15 protein-coding genes are annotated in these 21,930 nt (G+C 36.8%); 2 read left to right on the top strand and 13 right to left on the bottom strand.

Features of this window, described 5'->3' with window-relative positions; genetic code table 11:
- Positions 1 to 8 precede the first annotated feature (8 nt).
- The 4 genes from ruvX to NTX65_02475 form a co-directional block, all read right to left on the bottom strand.
- A complete protein-coding gene (ruvX, locus tag NTX65_02490; protein MCX6168180.1) occupies positions 9 to 431 on the bottom strand; it encodes a Holliday junction resolvase RuvX in 423 nt (140 codons plus the stop codon).
- 20 nt (positions 432 to 451) lie between these two features.
- Positions 452 to 2,629 (bottom strand): bifunctional (p)ppGpp synthetase/guanosine-3',5'-bis(diphosphate) 3'-pyrophosphohydrolase, encoded by a 2,178-nt coding sequence (locus tag NTX65_02485; protein MCX6168179.1) that lies wholly within the window; start codon positions 2,627 to 2,629, stop codon positions 452 to 454.
- A gap of 237 nt (positions 2,630 to 2,866) precedes the next feature.
- Complete coding sequence (upp, locus tag NTX65_02480) at positions 2,867 to 3,493, bottom strand: uracil phosphoribosyltransferase (GenBank protein MCX6168178.1); 627 nt, start codon at positions 3,491 to 3,493, stop codon at positions 2,867 to 2,869.
- A complete protein-coding gene (locus NTX65_02475) occupies positions 3,490 to 4,860 on the bottom strand; it encodes an FAD-dependent oxidoreductase (protein ID MCX6168177.1) in 1,371 nt (456 codons plus the stop codon). Before NTX65_02475 ends, upp begins: the two co-directional genes overlap by 4 nt.
- A gap of 268 nt (positions 4,861 to 5,128) precedes the next feature.
- Between NTX65_02475 and NTX65_02470 the strand changes: the two genes are divergently transcribed.
- Both NTX65_02470 and NTX65_02465 read left to right on the top strand, forming a co-directional pair.
- The gene (locus NTX65_02470) at positions 5,129 to 5,875 is read left to right on the top strand and encodes a M15 family metallopeptidase (protein ID MCX6168176.1); all 747 of its coding nucleotides are present in this window, start codon (positions 5,129 to 5,131) and stop codon (positions 5,873 to 5,875) included.
- A 93-nt stretch (positions 5,876 to 5,968) separates the two neighbouring features.
- Positions 5,969 to 6,400, top strand: a complete 432-nt coding sequence (locus NTX65_02465; GenBank protein ID MCX6168175.1) for a DoxX family protein — start codon at positions 5,969 to 5,971, stop codon at positions 6,398 to 6,400.
- A gap of 105 nt (positions 6,401 to 6,505) precedes the next feature.
- Here NTX65_02465 and der read toward each other — a convergent pair whose 3' ends face one another.
- From der to NTX65_02420, 9 genes are all read right to left on the bottom strand, one after another.
- Positions 6,506 to 7,816 (bottom strand): ribosome biogenesis GTPase Der, encoded by a 1,311-nt coding sequence (gene der, locus NTX65_02460; protein ID MCX6168174.1) that lies wholly within the window; start codon positions 7,814 to 7,816, stop codon positions 6,506 to 6,508.
- A gap of 15 nt (positions 7,817 to 7,831) precedes the next feature.
- Positions 7,832 to 8,710, bottom strand: coding sequence for a hypothetical protein (locus NTX65_02455; protein ID MCX6168173.1), 879 nt, complete (start codon positions 8,708 to 8,710; stop codon positions 7,832 to 7,834).
- Positions 8,711 to 8,725: 15 nt separating this feature from the next.
- The gene (locus NTX65_02450) at positions 8,726 to 11,818 is read right to left on the bottom strand and encodes a biopolymer transporter Tol (GenBank protein MCX6168172.1); all 3,093 of its coding nucleotides are present in this window, start codon (positions 11,816 to 11,818) and stop codon (positions 8,726 to 8,728) included.
- A 28-nt stretch (positions 11,819 to 11,846) separates the two neighbouring features.
- Positions 11,847 to 14,858, bottom strand: a complete 3,012-nt coding sequence (locus tag NTX65_02445; protein MCX6168171.1) for a T9SS type A sorting domain-containing protein — start codon at positions 14,856 to 14,858, stop codon at positions 11,847 to 11,849.
- 6 nt (positions 14,859 to 14,864) lie between these two features.
- Positions 14,865 to 16,025 (bottom strand): type IX secretion system outer membrane channel protein PorV, encoded by a 1,161-nt coding sequence (gene porV / locus NTX65_02440; protein MCX6168170.1) that lies wholly within the window; start codon positions 16,023 to 16,025, stop codon positions 14,865 to 14,867.
- A gap of 45 nt (positions 16,026 to 16,070) precedes the next feature.
- Positions 16,071 to 20,030: a type IX secretion system sortase PorU gene (gene porU, locus NTX65_02435; protein MCX6168169.1), complete on the bottom strand. Its 3,960-nt coding sequence runs from the start codon at positions 20,028 to 20,030 to the stop codon at positions 16,071 to 16,073.
- A gap of 319 nt (positions 20,031 to 20,349) precedes the next feature.
- Positions 20,350 to 20,919, bottom strand: coding sequence for an HDIG domain-containing protein (locus tag NTX65_02430; protein ID MCX6168168.1), 570 nt, complete (start codon positions 20,917 to 20,919; stop codon positions 20,350 to 20,352).
- On the bottom strand, positions 20,916 to 21,572 hold the full coding sequence (nth, locus tag NTX65_02425) for an endonuclease III (GenBank protein ID MCX6168167.1): 657 nt from the start codon (positions 21,570 to 21,572) through the stop codon (positions 20,916 to 20,918). Before nth ends, NTX65_02430 begins: the two co-directional genes overlap by 4 nt.
- A complete protein-coding gene (locus NTX65_02420) occupies positions 21,565 to 21,900 on the bottom strand; it encodes a (2Fe-2S) ferredoxin domain-containing protein (protein MCX6168166.1) in 336 nt (111 codons plus the stop codon). The genes nth and NTX65_02420 overlap by 8 nt, the downstream gene beginning before the upstream one ends.
- Between the last annotated feature and the right edge of the window lie 30 nt (positions 21,901 to 21,930).

Raw genomic sequence — 21,930 nt, 5'->3', positions numbered from 1 at the left:
GAAGTTTTTCATTTTTTTATACTATTCAAATAGTCTTCCAACATAACCGCTGCCGCATTTTTATCTAATAGCGATTTATCACGCCGCTTCTTTTTCGAACTCACAGATTCTATTATACGGTCGCGTGCAATAGAAGATGAATATCTTTCATCTACTAATTCTATTGGAAGAGTGATCCGCTTTTCCAGCTCTTCTTTGAATTTAAGAACTGCTTTTGAACTTGTTGATTCACTTCCGCTTTCTTTTAACGGATAACCTAAAATAATTTTAACAACTTTGTATTCTAAGATTACTTTTGAAAGTTCATTCCAGAATTTTTTATCATTTGGAACAGTTACTAAAGGGTAACCGAAAATATTCATCGGATCTGTTATTGCAAACCCAATCCTCTTTTCGCCAAAATCGATTGCGAGTATCCTCTGTTCGTCCAAAAAGTTTTCCATTAAATTATTTATTGATTATCAGCGTCAAACCGTTCGACAGAATAAATCCCACGGTTCTTCTTCAAACGCTCTATTAATTTGTTGAGATGATCTAAATCTTTTACAAAGACCGTAATCGTACCTTTGAAAAGAGAATCGCCGGTTGTAATGTTCACAGATTTAATATTCGTATTCTGATAAGTAGTAATACTGTTTGAAATGTCTTTAAGAATTCCGGGAACGTCATCTCCGCGAATTGAAAGTCCGGCGACAAAAAACGCTCCATTTTCTTTAGGCCAAGTAACCGGCACTAAACGGTCCGGATTTGTCTTAACCATGTTAATCAAGTTCTTGCAATCTTTCCGGTGGATTTTAATTCCTTCACCGATAGTTATATAGCCGATTACCGGATCTCCGGGAACCGGATTACAGCACTTAGCATAAGAGTAAGCAAATCCTTTATGATCTCCTTCAACAACAACTTCCCCCGCATTTCCTCTAGCTATATCAATAAATTTTTCGAATTGAACTTCCGGAGTTGCTTTCTCCTCCGTCTCAATTTTAGGATTTAGTATTTCATCCAAGTTTATTTTGTCTTGAGCAATGGCTTTAAAAAATTGTCTGTTGTTATCATATTTAAGTTTGCGGACAAGCTTTAATAAATCATCCGGCGTGAAAGAGAGTTTCAGCTTTTTAATTTTATGATTCCAAATCTCTTTACCGGCATCAAGAACTTGTTCTTCTTCCTTATTTAAATATTTCCGGATATTATTTTTTGCTTTGTGAGTCTGGACAAACTGCAGCCAGCTTTTATTCGGATGTTGATTTTTAGATGTGATGATTTCTACCTGATCGCCGCTGTGAATTACAGTATCGAGCGGAACAATTTTCCCATTCACTTTTGCACCGATACATTTGTAACCGACATTACTATGGATTTCAAAAGCAAAATCCACCGGTGTTGAATTTAACGGCAGCCGTCGCAATTCACCCTTTGGAGTGAATATGTAAATCTCATCTTGATATAAATTGAGTTTAAAACTGGCAAGAATTTCTTTTGTAGCTTCATCTTTTGATGAATGTTCGAAAACATCGCGTATCCAGTTAACCCACTCTTCAAGATCTTTATCATTGGCAACAGAATTCTCTTTGTATTTCCAATGTGCGGCAACACCTTTCTCTGCAATTTCATGCATCTTCCGTGTACGTATCTGTACTTCTATCAGTTTCCCATCAGGCCCAATTACCGTTGTGTGAATTGATTGATAATTATTTTTTTTAGGAATTGATATAAAATCTTTGAAGCGGTCCGGGATCGGTTTGTAAAGCTGATTTATTATTCCAAGCACATAATAGCATTCATTCGCATCGTTGCTCTCAAGTATAATACGTATAGCGAGTAAATCATAAATATCTTCAAATGGTCTGTTCTGAATTATCATTTTGCGATAAACGCTGTAAAGATGTTTTGGTCTCCCTCCAATTTCATATTTCATGTGGTGTTCGGTTAACTTCTCAACAATCGGTTTGGAGAATCTATTTATAAAGATCTCTCTTTCCTTGCGCGTGCTTTTAATTTTTTTAGCGATGTCTTCATACGCTTCTTTGTTCAGATACTTGAACGCAAGATCTTCAAGTTCCCACTTCAAGATTCCTAATCCAAAACGGTGTGCGAACGGTGCATAAATTTCTAAAGTCTCTTTAGCAATTCTTCTCTGCTTCTGCGGATGAACAAATTCAAGAGTACGCATATTATGAAGACGATCTGCAAATTTTACAAGTATTACTCGTACATCTTTTACCATCGAGAGAAGAAGTTTGCGGTAATTTTCTGCTTGTGTAATTTCCTGTCCTTTGAAAACGCCGCCGATCTTTGTAACGCCGTCGACAATTTCAGAAATTTCTTTACTGAATTCTTTGGTAATAAAATCAAGTTCTATGTCGCTGTCTTCAACAACATCATGAAGCAACGCGCTTATAACCGATATATCATCAAGTGGAATTTCCCGTGCTACAATCATTGCAACTTCATACGGGTGGTTAAAATAAGGTTCGCCGGAAGCTCGGAAATCATTTTTGTGCGACTCATAGCTCAACTGAAACGCTTTTTTTATAAGCGCTTCATTAACGGTAGGAAGATTTGTTCTGCAAATCTTAAGCAGATCTTCCAGCATCCGCTGGTGTTTTATGCTAATTGTCATTTCCATAATTTTTACTTTAGCAGCATTTTCTATCTTTTTGAATCGGCGGACATTTTACTGTTCCATAAGAACAGAAAACACAGCAATCCCCTTCAAGTGGTTTAATAATTTTGTTGCAACCGGAGCAGAGATAAAAATGTTGACATGCATTCTCCGGCATGATTTCTATTCTTTCGAATCCGCAATTTGGACACTTAATTTTTGATTCAAGTATAACATTCATTTGATAAACATTCCAAAATTCTAGAGTGTTCCAAAAGTCCTATCGCCAGCATCACCGAGCCCGGGCAAAATATATCCAACAGAATTAAGCTGCCTATCTAAAGCTGCTGTATAGATTGAAATTTCCGGATGATGTTCATTCATTTTTTTTATTCCCTCCGGAGCGGCAATTAAACATGCAAGAATACATTTTCCGACACCTTTTTGTTTCAGTGAATTGAAAGATGCAACTGCACTTCCTCCGGTTGCAAGCATGGGATCAAGTACAATGGTAATAGACTCATCAAGATTTTTTGGTGTCTTGTAATAATAATCAACCGGCTGCAATGTTACTTCGTCGCGCTGTAATCCAATATGCCCGACTTTAGCATCCGGGATCATTGCTAGAAATGAGCTTACCATACTGAGTCCCGCACGTAAAACCGGAATAAGAACAATCTGTTTTTTAAAAATGTATCCTTTTGTTATTTCGAGAGGAGTCTCGACGTCGAATTGAGTCAGTTCGAACGATTTGCTGATCTCAATAGCGATTGAATGGGAAACTCGATCCATCGCCAATCGAAATTCATTTTGATTTGTATTCTTATCACGGAGAATTGTTACATCTCTTTTTACAAGAGGATTTTCAACCAAGAAAAAATTTTTCATTTAAGTTCCCTCTCAATTTTTCTACCTAGAACCGAAAGTATATTTATAAAAGGCGAAAGCGGCGGAGTATAGTTGAAATTAACGTTCGCCAATTCTGTTGCTTTTATTTTATTGTGAATGAATGACGAGATTAAATCGCCGTAACCAACCGTTTCAGGTCCGCCAAAAAAATTTGCACCAAGAATGAGTTTTGTGTTTTTGTCGAAAATTATTTTGCCAAATACTTGTTCAGATTGCGGCATCACTTTAACAAGATTTGGTATTACAGTATGTACGGAGGAAAAATTAAAACCATGCTTCTTGGTTTCAACCGAATTTAACCCGACCGACACCAACGACTTTTCGAAAAATTTTACAGCAATATTTTTAATTACCGGCTGAAATGTTACGTTACCACCGGCAGCATTTTCTCCTGCAGTGTGCCCGGATTGATGCGCAATTGTTGCTAATGGTAAATATTCCGATTTATTTACAATTCGGTTTATTACTTCAATGCAGTCACCCGCGGCAAAAATGTTTGGATCGGAAGTACGAAGTTTCTGGTCAACTTTAATTCCACCGGAGTTCCCAATAGCTAATTTAGAAGAAAGTGCCAGATTATTGTTCGGCTCGAATCCAACTCCTTGAAGCACCATATCATATTCTAATACTCTTCCTTCCAGTTTAATACTGAGAAATTTCTGTTCATCTTGATTAAACTTTACATCTTTTGAGCCGCCGTAAAATTCTATTCCATTTTGTTTAAGAAGCTCAGAGATTAAATAGCGCGTTTCATCATCCACACCCGGCATGGGTAAATTTTCTTTCTCAATGAGAGTAATTGAATAACCGAGTTTTTTGAATGCATCTGCAACTTCCAAACTTATATATCCGGCACCTACTATTAGAATATCACGAACTTTATTTTTTTCTAGATAAGATTTAATTGCGATTAGATCGGCAACAGATTTAAGAACGAATTGATTGGAAAGATTTTTTGGAAGAAGCGGAACCGATTTTGCATTAGAACCGGTACAGAGAATTAGTTTATCAAATTCTTGTTCAAATTTGTGACCGGTTTTTACATTTTTGACAATAATAATTTTTTTAGAACGGTCAATCTTTTCCACCAGATGTGAAATTAAAACGTTTACACCTTTCTCTTTTTTGAAAGATTCAGGAGTGAAGAATACAATCTCTTCAAAATTCTTAATCTCTCCCGAAATTATGTATGGAAGTTCGCAAGTCCCGGTAGATATAAAATCTCCCGCTTCTATCATAAGCACATTTGCATCCGGGTCCGCGCGCTTTGCTTTAGCCGCGGCAGCGGGTCCGGCTGCGTTTCCGCCGATGACGATTATATTTTTCCGCGGGTTTAACGGGTACATTTATCTCAAACCATTTTTACAGTAATAAATATAATTAATTTAGAATTCACTCACCCTTTATCCCTCCCCTTTTTGACCACCCACATGATCTCAAAAAAGTTAAAATATTCCGTGATTCTTAGTGCCATCGTGCCTTAATGGCAAATGATGTTTTCCGAAGACTTAGCCACAAAGTCACCAAGTCTCAAAGTAAACGGATTATTAGAAAACCATTGACTACAAATTTCTTTTGGGCTAAGTTGAATCCATCTCAATGGAAATCATGTTTATGCGTAATAATAAAACCGGCAGAAATTCATTTTTAAAATTCTTTTCACTTTTACTTTTAATTCTATTGACAGCATGTTCAAGCTCCGGGTTCTTTCATATATCACCGGTGCGTCCCGTTGATGAGTTAATCGTTGAAGCCTTACGATCAAAACCACCAGTAGAAACGGGAGCATTTAGAAATGCGTCGCTAACGGAAATAATAAGACTTGATTCAACGATTCATCTCGATATTGGCTATGCGACAAAAAATAATTTTTTGAGTACTCCTTTATATAGTCAAGCGCGTGCGTTCTTGCAGCGTCCAGCAGCAGAAGCTTTAGTACGTGTCTCTAAATCGTTAGAATCAAAAGGCTTCGGGCTTTTAATTCACGACGCATATCGCCCATGGTACATCACAAAAATATTTTGGGATGCTACACCACCAGATCTGCATAATTTTGTTGCGGATCCATCCAAAGGTTCCAAACATAACCGCGGATGTGCGGTTGATCTTACTCTCTATGATTTGAAAACCGGCAATCCGGTTACTATGCCGAGTCTGTATGATGAAATGTCTGAACGCGCCTATGCAGATTATAAAGGCGGCACATCCGAAGAAATGAGTTTGCGTGATCTATTACGTTTGGAAATGGAAAAAGAAGGATTCACCGTTTATGAATTCGAATGGTGGCATTTCGATTACAAGGATTGGCAATCGTACGCCGTTCAGAATGTTAGGTTCGAAGATATCACTGGGAAGGATTAAAATCAGCATTTAAATGAAAAAGAACTTGCAGAAGGAAGAAACAGAATAAGAAATTGTGAAAATATTTCTTTTAGAAAAAATAGGAGACACATAATGAATAAAATGAATTTATTATCTAAATGGATTTCTTGGGCACCTCAATTGAAAAGTGTGCTTCGGATTATTTCTGCTTTAATTTTTATTCTTGCAGGAACATCAAAACTATTCGCTTTTCCTGTTGGGATGCCTCCAAACGGCGACACTGCTAAATTATTAACTCAAATTGGAATTGGCGGAATACTGGAAGTGTTCGGAGGTGGTTTGATTTTATTCGGTCTCTTTACACGTCCGGTTGCATTCATTTTGTCCGGCGAGATGGCAGTCGCATATTTCCAATTTCACTATCCTCAAGGATTCTGGCCAACATTAAATGGTGGAGTGGCTGCCGTTCTTTTTTGTTTTATTTGGCTTTACTTTTCTGCAGCCGGTGCTGGACCATGGAGCATTGATGCAATTCGTGATAAAAGAAATGCAAAGATTTCTTAGAACACATGGTTTGAAGAAATCATTAGAGAGTTTAGCAGAAGCAAACTAAAAAACATTTCTTCATTGGTTGTAATTCATTTTTGAGATGAACAAGTGGAATTGTTTTTACTTCTGCTTAAAAGTAAGTGTCATCGGTACGCCCTCGAAACCAAAGATTCTTCTAATCATCTTTTCCAGAAAGCGCTTGTAATGATCCGGTATGTTCCGTGGATCGTTGCAGAAAAACATAAAAATTGGATAATGATCTCCAACCTGCTGAATATATTTTATCTTTACTTCTTTGCCGGTTGGTGATGCAGGAGGCGGCATATTTTCTATTTCTGGAAGAAGAATATCATTAAGCTCGCTGGTCGGAATTTTTTTCTTCCTTTCATCATTTACTTTCTTGGCAACATCAATCAATTTGAAAATTCTCTGCTTCGTCAATGCAGAGACATATACAATCGGCACATAATCAATAGAACCCATCTTTCTTTGAATTGCATCTGTATATTGTTTTGCCGTGTTGGTTTCCTTTTCAATCAAATCCCATTTGTTAACGGCAAGTATTAAACCTTTCCTCCGGCGAACAGCTTCATCAATTATTTTCTGATCTTGATTTTCAATTCCTAGATTTGAATCGAGCAAAAGAATTGCAACATCACAGCTCCATAATGCTTTATATGTTCGAACGTTTGAGAAAAATTCAATATTCTCTTTCACTTTTGATTTTTTGCGTAGACCCGCGGTATCAACAAGAACAACTTCCTCACCGTAATATTTTAAAATGGAATCTATACTATCTCTTGTAGTACCGGGGATGTTAGTTACAATAGTCCGGTCGTAACCGAGCAGCGCATTAACAATAGAAGATTTACCAACATTTGGTTTTCCTATAATCGCAAGACGCAAACGGATTTCGGTATCAAGATCATCTGCAAATGAAAGATGCGCCATAAGGTCATCAAGAAGATCACCGAGATTTCTTCCGTTCAACGCCGATACATCATAAACATTTTTCAACCCGAACGAATAAAATTCAGCGGCATTAACGGCAAAAGCAGGAGAGTCGCATTTATTTACAAGCAAGTAGCTTGGTTTATTCGCGCGGCGGAGTAATTCGGAAACTTCTTTATCGGATGGAGTCAAACCGATTCTGCCGTCAACAACAAAAAGAATGGCATCGCATTCATCCATTGCAATTTCAATCTGTTCACGTATAGCTGTTTCAAAGAGATCTTCCGTATTTGGAACGTATCCGCCCGTATCAATGACGCGGAAATATTTTCCATTCCAATCAACGTCCCCGTAAATTCTATCACGTGTTACACCGCTGACATCGTCAACGATTGCAGTTGTACTATTGGTAAGACGATTGAATAAAGTTGATTTACCAACGTTCGGTCTTCCGACAATTAAAACTAAAGGTGTGCTCATTCTGGTTTGTTGTTCCTAAAATCTATACTGCAAATTTAACTGGGGGTAATATACGGTAATAAAACCATAGTCTCGTCTTTCAATGCTTGCATGCATATCTAAATTTTTGTTGTAACTGTGCGCGGTCCAAGCTGCATCAACGGCGCTGACGATATGGTTTACAACCACAACAAGCACTGCTTTTGCGGCAACGTTGTAAAAATTATTTGCTTTTCCCCGTTCTTCTGCATAATAGAGAAATTTTTGTGTAAGAGGATCGCCGTAAAAATAAGGTGTGTTTACATCTCCAAAATCATCCCAGCCAACATTGAATTGCGGATATTTACCGATAAGTTCAAAATACTGCTGCTCGCCATATTTTGGCAGACGGTGTGAATAATATGTACCGAGATCACCTTCAAGCCGGTTCAACTCAGCCCAATCTACTTTTCCATTTACGAATACATTGTACTTCGTTGGATCAACACTGCCGTTAATTGAAGTCGCATGTTTGATTGTCCATGCCGCATACCGGTCAACAGACCAATGCTGGTCAGCGTAATTTTGGAAAAAATCAGTTTGATCATTCCCCTTTTTATCGTAAATCAACCCAAGCGTTATTGCAGCTGCTTCGACTGCAATGAATGCGGCAGATTTTATATAACTCTCTGAATAGAACTCGCCTGCACCGGGTAACACAGCCGATAAACCAACCGCAAGCCAAACAGATTTTTTTTGATCATCAATATTTGATAAAGACGGTGTTATTATTTTTTCAGATTTATCATACGCAATTTTCGAATCAAGATTTAATGAACCGCTTAATAAATTTCCTACTTCATTCTTAACAACTTGCTGACCGCTGATAACTGACAACTGACAGCCGATTAGAAACAACACAATTATTTTTTTCATTTATACCCCAAATAATTAGAAACTGAAATCGAATAAAATACCGCCGTAAAAACTCCATTCTTTTCCATATGTAACGTCTTCACCTAAAATTTTTCTTGAAAACTTGTCGAATGAATAAGCAGCGTTGAAAAACAAACTTGTTGGAAATAGATAAAACGAATTCATCTTTATTCTGATTTCAGCACCGGCTCCTTTTTTGAATTCGTTCAACGAAGGGAAATTTCCCGTCCACGCGTTGCCGAAATCTCCGTAAACAGATAGAAAAATTTTGTCAACATAGAGTTGACCGATCCGCGTATCAATATCTCTAAAAAGTGGAAACCGGTAAGTTAAATTTATCCAGCCAATTTCATTGCCGCTGACTGAATAGAACGGATAACTCTTCATTCCGATCAAGCCGCCGAGGTAATAATCAAAAAAGTCTGGCACAGCCGGACCTAATATGGAACCGCCTCGAAACTGTGCGGTTAATGTTTGTCCGTTTCCTAATCCGAAATATTCTTTCCAGTTCAATTCGATCCGGTGAAAATTAAAAACATTGTAAAGAGGTTCTAAAAATCCATTCTCAACAGTATAGTTACCTTCATTATTAAACCGGTTGGATTCATAATTGTATTGAAGTGTAACTTTTCTACCAACTGGATTGATATCGGAATCCGTCTCAGGTTGAATTATCTCATGAGTAAATTTGAGTTGAAAATTTTTGCCGATGAAATATTTATCGTCTGAAGCCGGATATAAATAATTACCGCTTTCAGGCAGAATGAAACTGCTTAGCGTTGAAACATACTGACTGAAAATAAACCGTGCTTCAACATTATTCCCATCTGCAAAGATTTTATGATGGGCAAAAAAATCGACTTCAAACAAATTGTAAGTAACATCGGCAGGAATTCTATAATCAATTCTAACCGGGACAAAGGTTGAATCAATACCAAATGGTATATCAATATTACTTTTTCTGCTGATGCTGTAAAGTTCAAATCCGATTTCCGGTTTCAAACCGAGATTATAAATCAAAGGAAGTTTGTTCCGGTAATCGAATTGTAAAAATAGATCGCGTTCCATCCTTCTATTAAGAGAAGCTCCGCCGAAGATTGAAAACCGGTTTAACACATCACTCGATGAGATATACAATCCCGGTTTAATTCTATCCAAACCTGAATTTGATGTATTGTAATTATCGTAGCGGATAAATGGAATTATGCTCAGCTTGGAAAAAAAGCCGGAATACTTTTCGGGTTTGTAATCGGCAAGATCCTTATCATCATAATTCCGGAGTGCATTAATTTTGAAATTTCCAATATCACCGTTTGGTTTGTCTTCTCCTAAAGGAGGATTGCCGATCCAAACATATTTTTTTGTAGTATCAACTTGTACACTTTGATCTTTTGGAAGAAGAAATATTTTATATCCATCAGCTACATAACCGGAATAAACAAGATCACCGTTGGCATTAACCATAGGCATAAAAGCGCCGCCGGTAACGTTTGTTAATTGTTTCTTCTCACCGGTTGAGAGATCGAGCGAATAAATATTAAAGATGCCGGTCTCATCGCTAGAGTAATATAATTTGCCATCCTTACCCTGGAACGGATTACGCTCATCAGCCGGAGATGTTGTTATAAGCTTATACTCCGAACCGTTAACATTGACTCTTGCAACATCGCGGTTATTGCTGTACGAATAATCAAAAATTAAATATGAATCATCGGCTGAAAATCTTGGATTGTAAAGTTGTTCCCCTTTTTCAAAAAATGTAAGCCGTTTGAAATTTTTTCCATCAATATCAACAATTCCGAGATTCACAGTCCCGTCATTTTGAAAAACAAAAACAATTTTTTTGCCGTCATTCGAGACGGAAGGATTGTTGGCTCTTAATCCGTGCGTAAGACGGGTTTCATCGTCTTTATCTATATCATAAATATAAATGTCATGAATGTTTACTAATCGCGGGTTATCGTCGCTTAATTTTGAGTAGATAATTTTATTAGTGCCGGGAATAAAACTCACATTCGACCGGATGGGAGATTCTAATTTTTTCTCTTCCTTTGTCTTCAAGTCCATTAGATATAGAGAAGATAAGGCGAAATAGTCATTCGATTTGTTGGAGATATACAAAAGTTTGGAACCATCCGGGGAAAATGTAGGATAGAAATTTCCAAATCCTTCTTTTACAATCATTTCACCCGTAACTTGATTCGACTCTACATCCGCCATTCTTTTTTTGTAATCTGACTTTAGGTAGCCGGTCCATTCATCATAAATTTCATTACCGTCTTTACCGAGCACATCTTTAAAAGCCGCATCAATTGTAAAGTTAGTAAGTTTGCCTAGTTTATTATTTATAAGCCGAAGTTTGTCTTCACCGTACTTTTGAGAAAGATATCTTACAAGAGCAAAACCTGAATTGTAAACAGATTCATTGCCGAGCGAAGTCTTATCAAATACTCCCATTTGATTCCAGGTAAGCATTTTATTCTTCAGCGCATAACTTCTCAAAATCATATCTCGATGAGTATCCCAATTATCATAGTTAAATTCTTTACGGTTGTATTGAGCTGTTCCTTCTGCAAACCAGGCCGGTACATTAATTCCCGGAATGGGATATGAAGCAATAACATTTGGAAAACCGAAAAGAATATCCGGGCGGCGCTTATCTTCATAATTCATAAACTGAAGATAGAATACCGGAATAGTTCTGGAAAGTTTCATTGATGCTTGAATCTGCACCATATGCGTAAACTCATGTGAGATAACATTACGAAGCCAGTTGTGTGTTCCCCGAAGATCAAAATCGAGCGATGAAGCCCAGATCTCAATCTTATTATCAAAAAAGTATGTGGCGCCGTTGGAGTAATCATCAATGTCTTTAATAACAAAATCAACCACATCCGGTTCGTATTGATAAAGTGATGTTATTGGTCCCCAAACTTCATCTGCAATTTTGGCAACTGTTCTTGCCGTGCGCTCTGCTTCTTCATGGTAATGAACACGCACATGCTTCCCTTTTATTGTCAGCCAATTAAAATCCGGATTGTAATTAAAATCCTGCGCGAAAGTTTTGGATGCAAAAATCAGTAATGATATAAAAATTATTTTTTTCATTTAGAATTTGGATTATGCTGAGAAAAAATTATTTAATGACCGCAATCTTTATAATCTTATTGGCAGAATTTCCACTGACACCTTTAACTTCAAGCCGCGCAAAATAGATACCGCTTTGAACTTTACTTACATCCCAAATTATTTCACTATCAAAGCCGCCGTTAGCATGTCCGTTCAATTCACTGACTAGTTCTCCGGCAAGATCAACAATTTTAATATTCACATCAGCATCTTCCGAAGTGTAATACCTAATGTTGGTTGAATTGCCGTAAACCGGATTTGGCCAGTTGTATGCTTTATCCATAGGAAAAAATTCCGTAATCTTATTTGTGCTGGATGGTCCCGGAACAAATGAGGTATTCATTGCATCTCCGAATTCCCCGCTCCAATATGATTTTCCTTGCATAGGCGAAAGGTTCCAAACATATAACTTGTTTGTTTGATCTAATGCTGCGAGATACGGTTTATATGTTGAGATTGGACCCATTGTTGGCAATTCTTCTGCAAACAAAATTGGATCTACTGAAAATTGCGCACCGGTAGAAATCGGGAATCCATTTTCAACTTTTCCAGTGATTGGATTAATTACATAGATACTTCCCTTGTCTGTAAATGCGATAATTTTAGTTACTCCATCATGATTTAAATCAACTGCTAATGGAGTTCCTATAAAATTTTCTCCGGTAGAAATTGCAAAAGGAAAATTTAATGCACGATTTCCGGCTAGGTTGTATGCATCAATCATATTGCTGTTTGAAAGAAGAATATAATTTTGCCCATCGTTGAACAGATCCGCAACAGAAAAATTATTAATCACGTTGTTCGATTTGATTCCGAACATAAAGTTCTGGGCGCCAAATACACTAAAATAGTTATCATCAAACAATACTATTGATTCATGTTTACCATTAGAGTCCATTGTTAAAATTGATTTTTTCGCATTAGCAGAAAATGTATTTACAATATCCTGAGGTGAGTGAAAAATAAATTTTTTAGATTGAAGTATTGTGTAGTAATTATTATCAATTCCGAATTGAATTATTGCATCATCTCCTTTATAAATTAAATAACTACTGGGAGTAAATTGATTCATCCCTAATATTAGATCAAGCTGAGCCGCATATGCATTACCGTTGCTTGTACCAATAAATATTTTTGGAATTGCGGAAGTGACTTTATCAACAGCGAGAGCTGTTACTTTAGATAATATATCTATCGTTTTCAAAGATTCTTTGCCGGAAACAATTGAATAAATATTCAACAACTGCCCTTTCGATCCAATCAAATAATCAGAACCGTTATAACTGAACGAAACCGGTTTTACTTCCGTAAAATTTGGTAATGTTTTAATCAGCTTACCATTAATATCATACTGATTTAGATTAGTATTCTCAATTACATAAATAAAATTTGTAAACGAATAACTGTTTGATGCAAATATTTTTTCTGATTGACTGAGGTTAAGATTTGTTGAAGAGATCAGCTTAATTTCATTTTGGTTATAGCTCAGATCGAACGACATCTTGTTAGAGATAGCCGAAAAATTTTCAAATGTAATTAAACTGTTTGCGCCGGAATTACTGTTAGTACTTGGTTTTGTATCATGCGAGAATCTGTTTTTGTAAAGCTGAGCTGGATTTCCGGAATACCAAAAATCTTCATTAGTTCCTTCACCGATCGAAGTGCCGAAAATTGAATTAAATATTTTTCCAATATCTGGTATGCCATCGGCTTCTTCAACATAAACACCTTTTTTAGTTGGATCAGCATTTATTTTATTTTCGACAATATTTTGATTTATGATATTCTCATCAATATGCCAAATGACAATCCCATTTCCCGGAACTGCTGCATCGTATTCATCAACATCAACCACAACACCGCCGTGAATTTTTTCTGGAAGAATAGTATATAAGCCGGTTGTATCCGGTAGAATCGTCGTTGTATAAGTCTGTCCGCCTTTCTTGTAAGTAATTTTAACTTTGTCTTTGTTTGCGTCCTGCTGACGGTTTTCAATTAAATAATATTCTGAAGAGTTTATCGGCACTTTCAATAAAGTAGTATCTTGAAACACTGAAGATGATCTTGCGGCAACGCTTTGATGTGAACTTAATTTAGAAATAGTTATGGGTGTCTCCCATCCTAAAAACATTTTTTCCCATGGAGAGGGTTCAGGTGGAAACATTCCATTATTCGCAACGATTGCTTGCCCATCCATCAAACCAAAACGACCGATAGCACTTATACCGGTATCGGTATTAAACAAATCCGGCAGTCCAAGAAAACTTGCAATGTTCGCAACTAAAGCACCGTTTATTGTTATCTGCATCAAAATAGTTGAATTATCAACGGCAGATACTTCTCTCGACTCGGTTTCGGGAAGTATGATTGAGTTTGAAATTTTACCATGTTTTGTTGGGAACCCGGTAAATTGATTTCCGAAAATTTTTTGAAATGAATTTTGCCCCATATAAAGAGACGGCATATTTCTATCGATAGAAAAGATACCCAAATCTAGACCGCTGCTTACCCCGGCATGAAATATTACAAATAGATCGTAATCTGAAAATTTTATATTAGAAAATTTGTTGTCGGCAATTGCCCAAACTTCTTTTGCAAAATTTGCAAGCGGAGTTAAATCTTTAGATTGATATTCCTGAACATAATTTCGTAAGGTTTGTGATACGGTGATTATCTCCGGTAAAACTTTATAATTAATATTCAGTTTACCACGAGAAATTTTATTAAAATAATTTTTCGCAAATAGAAGATGATCCGAAAAATAATTTGCATTATGAGGAAGCGGGTCTAAAATTGTATCACCGTAATCTTGAGTATAATTTGAACCGAATTTACCAGTTCCAATAGTTGCATCATATTTATCTTCTTGAAAATCTACCATCACGGCAAGAATTTTCAGCGTGTCCGAAGACGATAAATTTTTCAGAATCGGAGACGGATCGTGAATTGTCCTTTCGACAAAAGATTGGGCAGATGTACTGCCCAATCCAATAATCAATGCAAGAAATAGTTTTTTCATTTCAGTTTAGATTCCGCGTGGAAAACCGAGTGTTGGTTTTGATACCGATCCCCACCCAACTAGTAATGTGAAACGCAATGTATTAGAAAGAGGATGGTTCTCTGTTCCTTTGAAAATATCAGTTGTTATGTAACTAAAATCGAATCCATATAAATCATAACGGATTCCGGCGCCTAATGTTACAAATTTTCTGTTACCGTGATCCGGATCTTCATAGAAAAATCCCAAACGGAGAGCAAACATAAAATCTGAAGGAATGCCGTACCAATATTCCATTCCCATAGCTGTATTAATAGTCTTTAGAACTTCTGTGAACGGGCGGTCGGTCCATGATGTAAAGAGTGCTTTATAAAATTCCGGACGTCTGCCGGAACTATCCGCAACACCAATCAAGAGTTTACTAAAATCCAAAGTGTATGTAAGCGAATTATATTCATCTTGGAAAATTCTTGCTGCAAGACCAACACGCAGATCTGTTGGAATAGGATCTGATTGCGCCTGATCTATATAATAAATTTTAGGACCAAGGTTGCTCAGATTGAATCCAAGACTAAATGAATTTCCAAGATCGCCAAGGAAAGGAACTTCGAAATGTTCCGGGCGGTACATTGCACCGATATCGAAACTAACAGATGTTGCAACCCCTGAACCTTGCTCGGCTTCAGTCGGTTTATCTGCAAGACGGCTATGTATCAATCTAAAATTGAAACCCATTCCCCAATTATTACTTAACTTGGTTGCGTAACCAAGCGTCAATGCTGCATCGAAAGATTTGAATGTTCCGATCGGATCCGGAGAATTCGAACTCGTTCTAACAAATTCACCAAAGTTCATATATGTTATACTTGCCGTTATACTACCGTTTAAATCGTCCATGTATTCACGGTAAGTTGCATAATCGTAAAATAGGTCGAGTTGAAATTGCGGAAGCCAATTGCTATGCGTAAAACTAAATTCGGAACCTGTTAAGAATGCTATTCCTGCTGGATTCCAAAAGATTGCGGCTGAGTTATCAGCCAAACCGGTTCCGGATTCACCAATACCGCCGGCACGAGAATCTGGTGCAAGAAGGAGAAACGGAACTGCCGATTCGCCTTGTGCTTCAATTCTATTTCCGAACGACATTATCAATGCGCACACTATAAAAAGCATCGATATTTTTTTCATTTTTACTACCTCCAATAAAAGATATTTTTATTCATGATTTATATTCTATCTAACTACTGCTAACTTTCCAAGCACGTTATCTTTAAACAAACCATCCACCGACTCAACAATCAGTTTGTAAAGATAAGTGCCGTTTGCAATTTGATTTCCATCTTCATCGCGTCCATCCCAATCAATCTTTACAAATTTATCCAGCAAGTCAGTTGCTTCAATTTGTTTTATCAATCTTCCGGCAATGGAATAGATTTTTATCTTGGCATTAATCGCACTGCTTATATTATGTTGAAATGTAAATGTTGTATTTGATGAAAACGGGTTGGGATAATTAACTACATCGCGAAGTACAATTCCATTATCAGCCGAAACAACTGTGAATGAAGCATCTTGAGTTGATAAGTTGTTGTAAACATCCCAAGCTTTAATTGTTAATTTATAATCGCCCGGACTCATATTTGTAAATTTGTAATTAATGGTACCCGATTTACCGCCGGAATTAAGATCACCGACAAAATTATTTGAAAAATCTATCGCGTTAGTTTGATCATCATTCAAGATCCCTTCCAGTTTATGCCCAATACCGGTGCCTGTTGTATTCAAGCCGGTTTGATCTGAAAGTTTTGCAATCAATGTAAAATCCGGATTAACCAAATAAGAGCTCGTAAAATTTACATTGTCAAAATAGATTGCGATATCCGGCCCTTTACCATCGCTCTTCGCATCCGGATTTGTTCCACCGACAATAATATTATTTGTAAACCCAACTCCATCAATGCTGCTGTTGGAGATATATGAGACAATCTTTCCATTTTTGTTTTCATATGAAATATCTTTTGGAACAACAAACTCGGATTGGAATTCACCATTTGTAACTGTTGCTCTTCCTTTGTAAATCAATCCTCCGGGAAGAGTAATTGTGTAATTCATTTCTTTTAATTCAAGAGAGCGCTCCGAATCGAATACACTTACAACCGCTTCGCCATTGTATAAATTCTTTGTCCCGTCCGGATTTCTTACAGAACCTTTAATAATCACCGGGCTAAGTGCATTTAACTGAACTAACGCTTTTAAACTTTTACCATTAACTGAATCAATTGCGGTTTTCATCTGAGGTTCATCAAGACGTAATGCAGGATCGCCAAACAAGTGATACTTATCATCATTTTCGTAATTGAGAAATTGTTTTGTAAGAAAATATGCTTTCCCAATTCTTACAGGCAAGTTATTTGCGTCCCGCACTCTGAAAAGATTTGAATATAACGAATCGTTTATCTCGGCATTGGAAGTTGAAAAAACGACTCGTGCCGCAGTAAAAGCTGCTATTGAACCACCATCACCTTTATTATTCATTAATTCGGTTGAACTTTGAGTTGACGGATCATCATATTTTCCGAAGTCGCAGGTTGCTGCAGTTAAGAAAAAATAATTTTGATTTACTAATTGCGGAATTGTTGTTGTTTTTTCAAAGACACTTTCATGCGCCCAAACACCGGGATTACCATGCCCAATCCAATTTAAAATTAGAGTTCCATTATTGACAGCATCAACTATAGCTTTATTAACTCCAGGTTTTCTTCTGCCGGATCCGGTAAAAACAGTTGGATAAGCAGCAAGATAAATTTTATCCAAATCAAAATATTTTGGAATTTTATTGTTAGCTAAATTTTCCGATTGAGCTGTATGGGTGCTGCCGTCATCCTGTCCGGCAGCAGCAGGTCCGTCATCTGCCGCAAGTGTAATTGTATTGCGCCAAATTCCTTTCTCCAAACCGGTTTCGTATTTGATAACTTTAGCAATCACAACATCGGCATCTTGAGTTGTTTGAATATTCATTCTACCGATTGCAAGATCAATTTTTCTATCGTCACCGGAAACACGGGCAAAGTAATCATCCATTGGATATGAAGAAATTTCATCCAACGATTCCGCCGTTTGATAAGTAGGAATAAAATTTACATTTAATTTTTCGCTATTGAGATAATCATAATCACCGTCGCCGAATAATAGAAGGTAAGATGGTTTGATCTGCCAGTTGTCATATGCAAATTTTACGAAATCTCTGATAGCTGTAGGATCAAGCACTCCGCCGGAAAATTCATTCATTATATCATCTACATAAAAAATCTGTGTGGATAATTTATAAGGTGACTGACTTGAACGGTAAGATGCATATTTTTCGGCTTGGGTTTTGAAATCGCGCGGAGCTATAATAATCATTTCGCTGCCGGCCAAATTACCTCGAAGATTCGAGTTGGTAATTTTTATCCCGTTTACCGGTACCTTAAAACCTGACTGCCCGACAGAAAGATATTTGCTCACGTTACCTTTAATTTCGCTTGCCTCAAACTTTAACTGACCGCCGCTGATTGCAGCCCCGCTGATAATTTTAACATTTGCGTAATCGGTCACATCAAATGCCTGAATCGTACTATTCGAAAAGTTACTAAGAGTATATTCAATATTAGTAGTGGTATCTTTGGAGAAAAATAAAAGATTATCCGAAATAGAGTTTAGTGCTCTCTGATAATAAATTTCAAAATAATCCAGATATAATCTTTGCGCATCTGAACTCGATGTAAGTGAAATCTTTAGATTGCTTCTTTCTTGAGAAAGAGTACCACTATATGTTGCAGTTTCTGACCCCGAATCTTCATAGCCATAAATAAAATCGACAGTACCTCTAATAGAAGTATTGTAGATCTGAGTACCACTCTCCTGAACCAAAACTGAAACCGCAGTAGTGCCGCCGTTTATAAGTCTGAATTTGTAATTGATCTTACTTGAAGGAAGAATTCCGGTTAATGTATTAATATAAGTTCTACTTTTTGTAAAGGAATCAAATTGGTCTCCTAAATAGTCTCTACCGGATTTACCAATGTTAGTACTGTCTTTATCGTTACTTACAAATGCAAACGTTGATTGCTGTGGGTATGCGTTTGAAATATTTAACGAAGGTTTTTCAGTCATCCGCTTTCCATTTGTAGAACTGATGTTGAGCAGATAATAATTCTTTTTTGAATATGGCTGTTTCAAACGGATAATTTTTTTCAGCAATGTACTATATTCCCAAAATTCTGGTTGTCTTCCGTAAAAGAGAATGTAATCACTCGCATCAAACTTGCCGTCTTGCTCTCCGGATATATAGATAGCATTTTCAATTGGTCCGCTGCTTTTAGATAAACTAACAGCTTCCGGTAAAGAATAACCTCCATAACCAAATATCTTTATCTTCCTAGGATCAACGTTGTTAACATCAACACCCAATGCCTGCAGATAATTTCTGTCTATTCTGTAAATTCCTTCTCCCGGAGTTTCAATGCGATACCAATCCCCGTCTGCAAAAGCCGAGCTGGATATTTTTTGGAGTTTCTTTTCTGCAACACCCCAATTTTTAGCAACATCCCAATTAAGAACAACTGATTGAAGCAAATCGTCTTTTACTGGTTGAGCGGCTGCACGAGATGATGAAAAGGAAATCTTGAAAATAATTTTCTTATATACTTTAATTGTATTTGATTTACCGTCAAATTGAATCGGGTAAATATTAATTGTTTGTACTGGAAGATTTCTGACTAACCCAAATTCTCCAAAAGAAACTAAATCCGGCTCTGACGTTGAGGAATAATTATCACCTTTTAAATATTTTTCAACTGCACCAACCGAATATTTTTCCAAACGGGGATTTGGCAAATATTTTCCGCTAAGTATAGAAAAATCTGAACTTAGAACCTGAATCGTATTCCCTACTTCAGAAGGAACGCCAATATTTAATGCACGGACTTGAAGCTGCGGTAATCCTTGTTTTGCAAAATTTGCAACAAACCCACCGAGCAATTTTATTTTAAAAAATTGTTCGCCCTGCGATGAAATTGCAGAAGTGTCGCCGTAAACCGGGTGGTACTCTAGGATGATGGAATTTAAATCTGATGAAAGAATTTTAATGTCCTGGGCAGACAAGACCAGATTTAAAACAAAAAAGAGAATCATTAAAGAGAATTTAGTTTTCATCGCGCTATTGAGAATAATGTTAAATTTTTAAAATTTTATTGCTGAATATAGTATTCAAAAGCGGTAGACAAACTCTCTATAATTTTTCTCCATTTTTACGAGGCAAAATTTAGGGAAGATACCATCGCTTGTCAAGTCAATTAAGAATATTCTCACATTTTTATATTGATGTGTGATCTATCCGGTTTTCCTAACCACCCCGGTTAATTATCTAAAATCTCGTTCATACCAAGCAGCAATCAAGCAAAAATAGAAACTGCATACCATTTCGAAAATTTTTATTCACACTTTTACTAGGAAAAATACCGCAATATTTTTTTTATAATCCCAGAGCCATTTTATTATTTTTCATCGCATTAATGCAAAATTGAATATGCGCATCTAGTGCAATACCAAGCACTTCAGCACCTTTTGTAATATCATCGCGATTCACTGCACGCGCAAAAGCTTTATCTTTCATTTTTTTGATGACGGATTTCAATTCAACCTCATCAATACTTTTGCTCGGGCGAACATAAGTCACTGCGGTTATAAATCCGGCTAACTCATCACATGCAAAGAGGGTTTTCATTAATAATGTCTCTCTTGGAATATTTGAGTAATCCGCATGAGACATAATGGTATTCCGGAATTCATCATCAAATCCTCTCTCTTTCAAAATTTCACTTCCTTTAAATGGATGTTCTTCTGCTGTTGGATATTTTTCATAATCAAAATCGTGAAGCAGTGCAACATTTCCCCAATACTCAATATCTTCATTAAATTTTTCTGCGTAAGCCCGTACACATGTTTCTACCGCAAAAGCATGTTTTAATAAACTATCGCTTTTGGTAAATTCATTCAAAATTTCCTGGCAGAAATTCCGGTCTCTCATTTTTTCACCGTTCATTTTTTAACTCCACTCTTTGGATTGAAGGAAGGACAAATATCTGCCAGCACACAAAGATGACACTGCGGTCGATTTGCAAAGCATACAATTCTTCCATGTGTGGCAAGCCAATGCGATGCATTGATCCAATAACTTTCCGGCAATAATTCTTTTAAACGGAATTCAATTTTTTCCGGATCCGATGTTTTCACTAAGCCAAGCAAGTTTGATAACCTTTTAACGTGAGTATCAACTGCAATTGCCGGAATTCCAAATGCATTTCCCGCAACGACAGATGCGGTTTTTCTGCCTACACCGGAAAGTTTTGTGAGCGCATCAAAATCTTTTGGCACTTTACCATTATGTCTTTCAATTAGCTCCGCACAACAATTGCGAATACTCTTAGCTTTCTGCCTGTAGAATCCCGTAGAAAAAATATCTTTCTCAAGTTCCGTATTTTCAACTTCTAGATAGTCTTCCGGCTTTTTGTATTTCTTGAAAAGAGTTTTTGTTACGATGTTAACCCGCGCATCTGTACATTGTGCGGAAAGAATGGTTGAAATTAATAACTGAAATGGTGAAGTATAATCCAGTGCTGGTCGAACAGCGGGATATTCTTTTCCGAGAAGATCGAAAATTTTTTTTGCATATTTTTTATCTGTTAATTCACTCATCTCTTAAAAACTTCTTATCCTTAATTAATAATCTTTCAACAGGCTTATCATTAATTAAATGATTCTGAATTATTTCTTCTACATCATCAACCTTTACCCCGCCGTACCAAATTTGTTCCGGATAAACTACAATGCTAGGACCAAACGCACAAGCATCTAAACAACCGGTGCCGTTTGCACGCATTTTTTTGTTGAGTCCCAATTCTTTCAGACGTTTTTTAAAAAGATCACGGATTGCCAACGAATTCTTTTCGGAACAACAACCGCGGGGATCACTAGGATCTCTTTTATTTTCGCAAATGAAAATATGTTTTTCGTATCGAGACATAAGATTCGTCCAAAATGAAAATAGAAATTT

The sequence above is a fragment of the Ignavibacteriales bacterium genome, from assembly GCA_026390795.1.
GTDB lineage: Bacteria > Bacteroidota > Ignavibacteria > Ignavibacteriales > Melioribacteraceae > Fen-1258.
This window is presented reverse-complemented; position numbering and strand designations above follow the sequence as displayed.

What these genes read in the sequence shown, in the direction of transcription:
- NTX65_02485 (MCX6168179.1), bottom strand. Translation starts at nt 2,629, where the DNA reads ATGGAAATGACAATTAGCATAAAACACCAGCGGATGCTGGAAGATCTG.
- upp (MCX6168178.1), bottom strand. Translation starts at nt 3,493, where the DNA reads ATGAAAAATTTTTTCTTGGTTGAAAATCCTCTTGTAAAAAGAGATGTA.
- NTX65_02475 (MCX6168177.1), bottom strand. Translation starts at nt 4,860, where the DNA reads ATGTACCCGTTAAACCCGCGGAAAAATATAATCGTCATCGGCGGAAAC.
- NTX65_02470 (MCX6168176.1), top strand. Translation starts at nt 5,129, where the DNA reads ATGCGTAATAATAAAACCGGCAGAAATTCATTTTTAAAATTCTTTTCA.
- NTX65_02465 (MCX6168175.1), top strand. Translation starts at nt 5,969, where the DNA reads ATGAATAAAATGAATTTATTATCTAAATGGATTTCTTGGGCACCTCAA.
- der (MCX6168174.1), bottom strand. Translation starts at nt 7,816, where the DNA reads ATGAGCACACCTTTAGTTTTAATTGTCGGAAGACCGAACGTTGGTAAA.
- NTX65_02455 (MCX6168173.1), bottom strand. Translation starts at nt 8,710, where the DNA reads ATGAAAAAAATAATTGTGTTGTTTCTAATCGGCTGTCAGTTGTCAGTT.
- NTX65_02450 (MCX6168172.1), bottom strand. Translation starts at nt 11,818, where the DNA reads ATGAAAAAAATAATTTTTATATCATTACTGATTTTTGCATCCAAAACT.
- NTX65_02445 (MCX6168171.1), bottom strand. Translation starts at nt 14,858, where the DNA reads ATGAAAAAACTATTTCTTGCATTGATTATTGGATTGGGCAGTACATCT.
- porV (MCX6168170.1), bottom strand. Translation starts at nt 16,025, where the DNA reads ATGAAAAAAATATCGATGCTTTTTATAGTGTGCGCATTGATAATGTCG.
- porU (MCX6168169.1), bottom strand. Translation starts at nt 20,030, where the DNA reads ATGAAAACTAAATTCTCTTTAATGATTCTCTTTTTTGTTTTAAATCTG.
- NTX65_02430 (MCX6168168.1), bottom strand. Translation starts at nt 20,919, where the DNA reads ATGAACGGTGAAAAAATGAGAGACCGGAATTTCTGCCAGGAAATTTTG.
- nth (MCX6168167.1), bottom strand. Translation starts at nt 21,572, where the DNA reads ATGAGTGAATTAACAGATAAAAAATATGCAAAAAAAATTTTCGATCTT.
- NTX65_02420 (MCX6168166.1), bottom strand. Translation starts at nt 21,900, where the DNA reads ATGTCTCGATACGAAAAACATATTTTCATTTGCGAAAATAAAAGAGAT.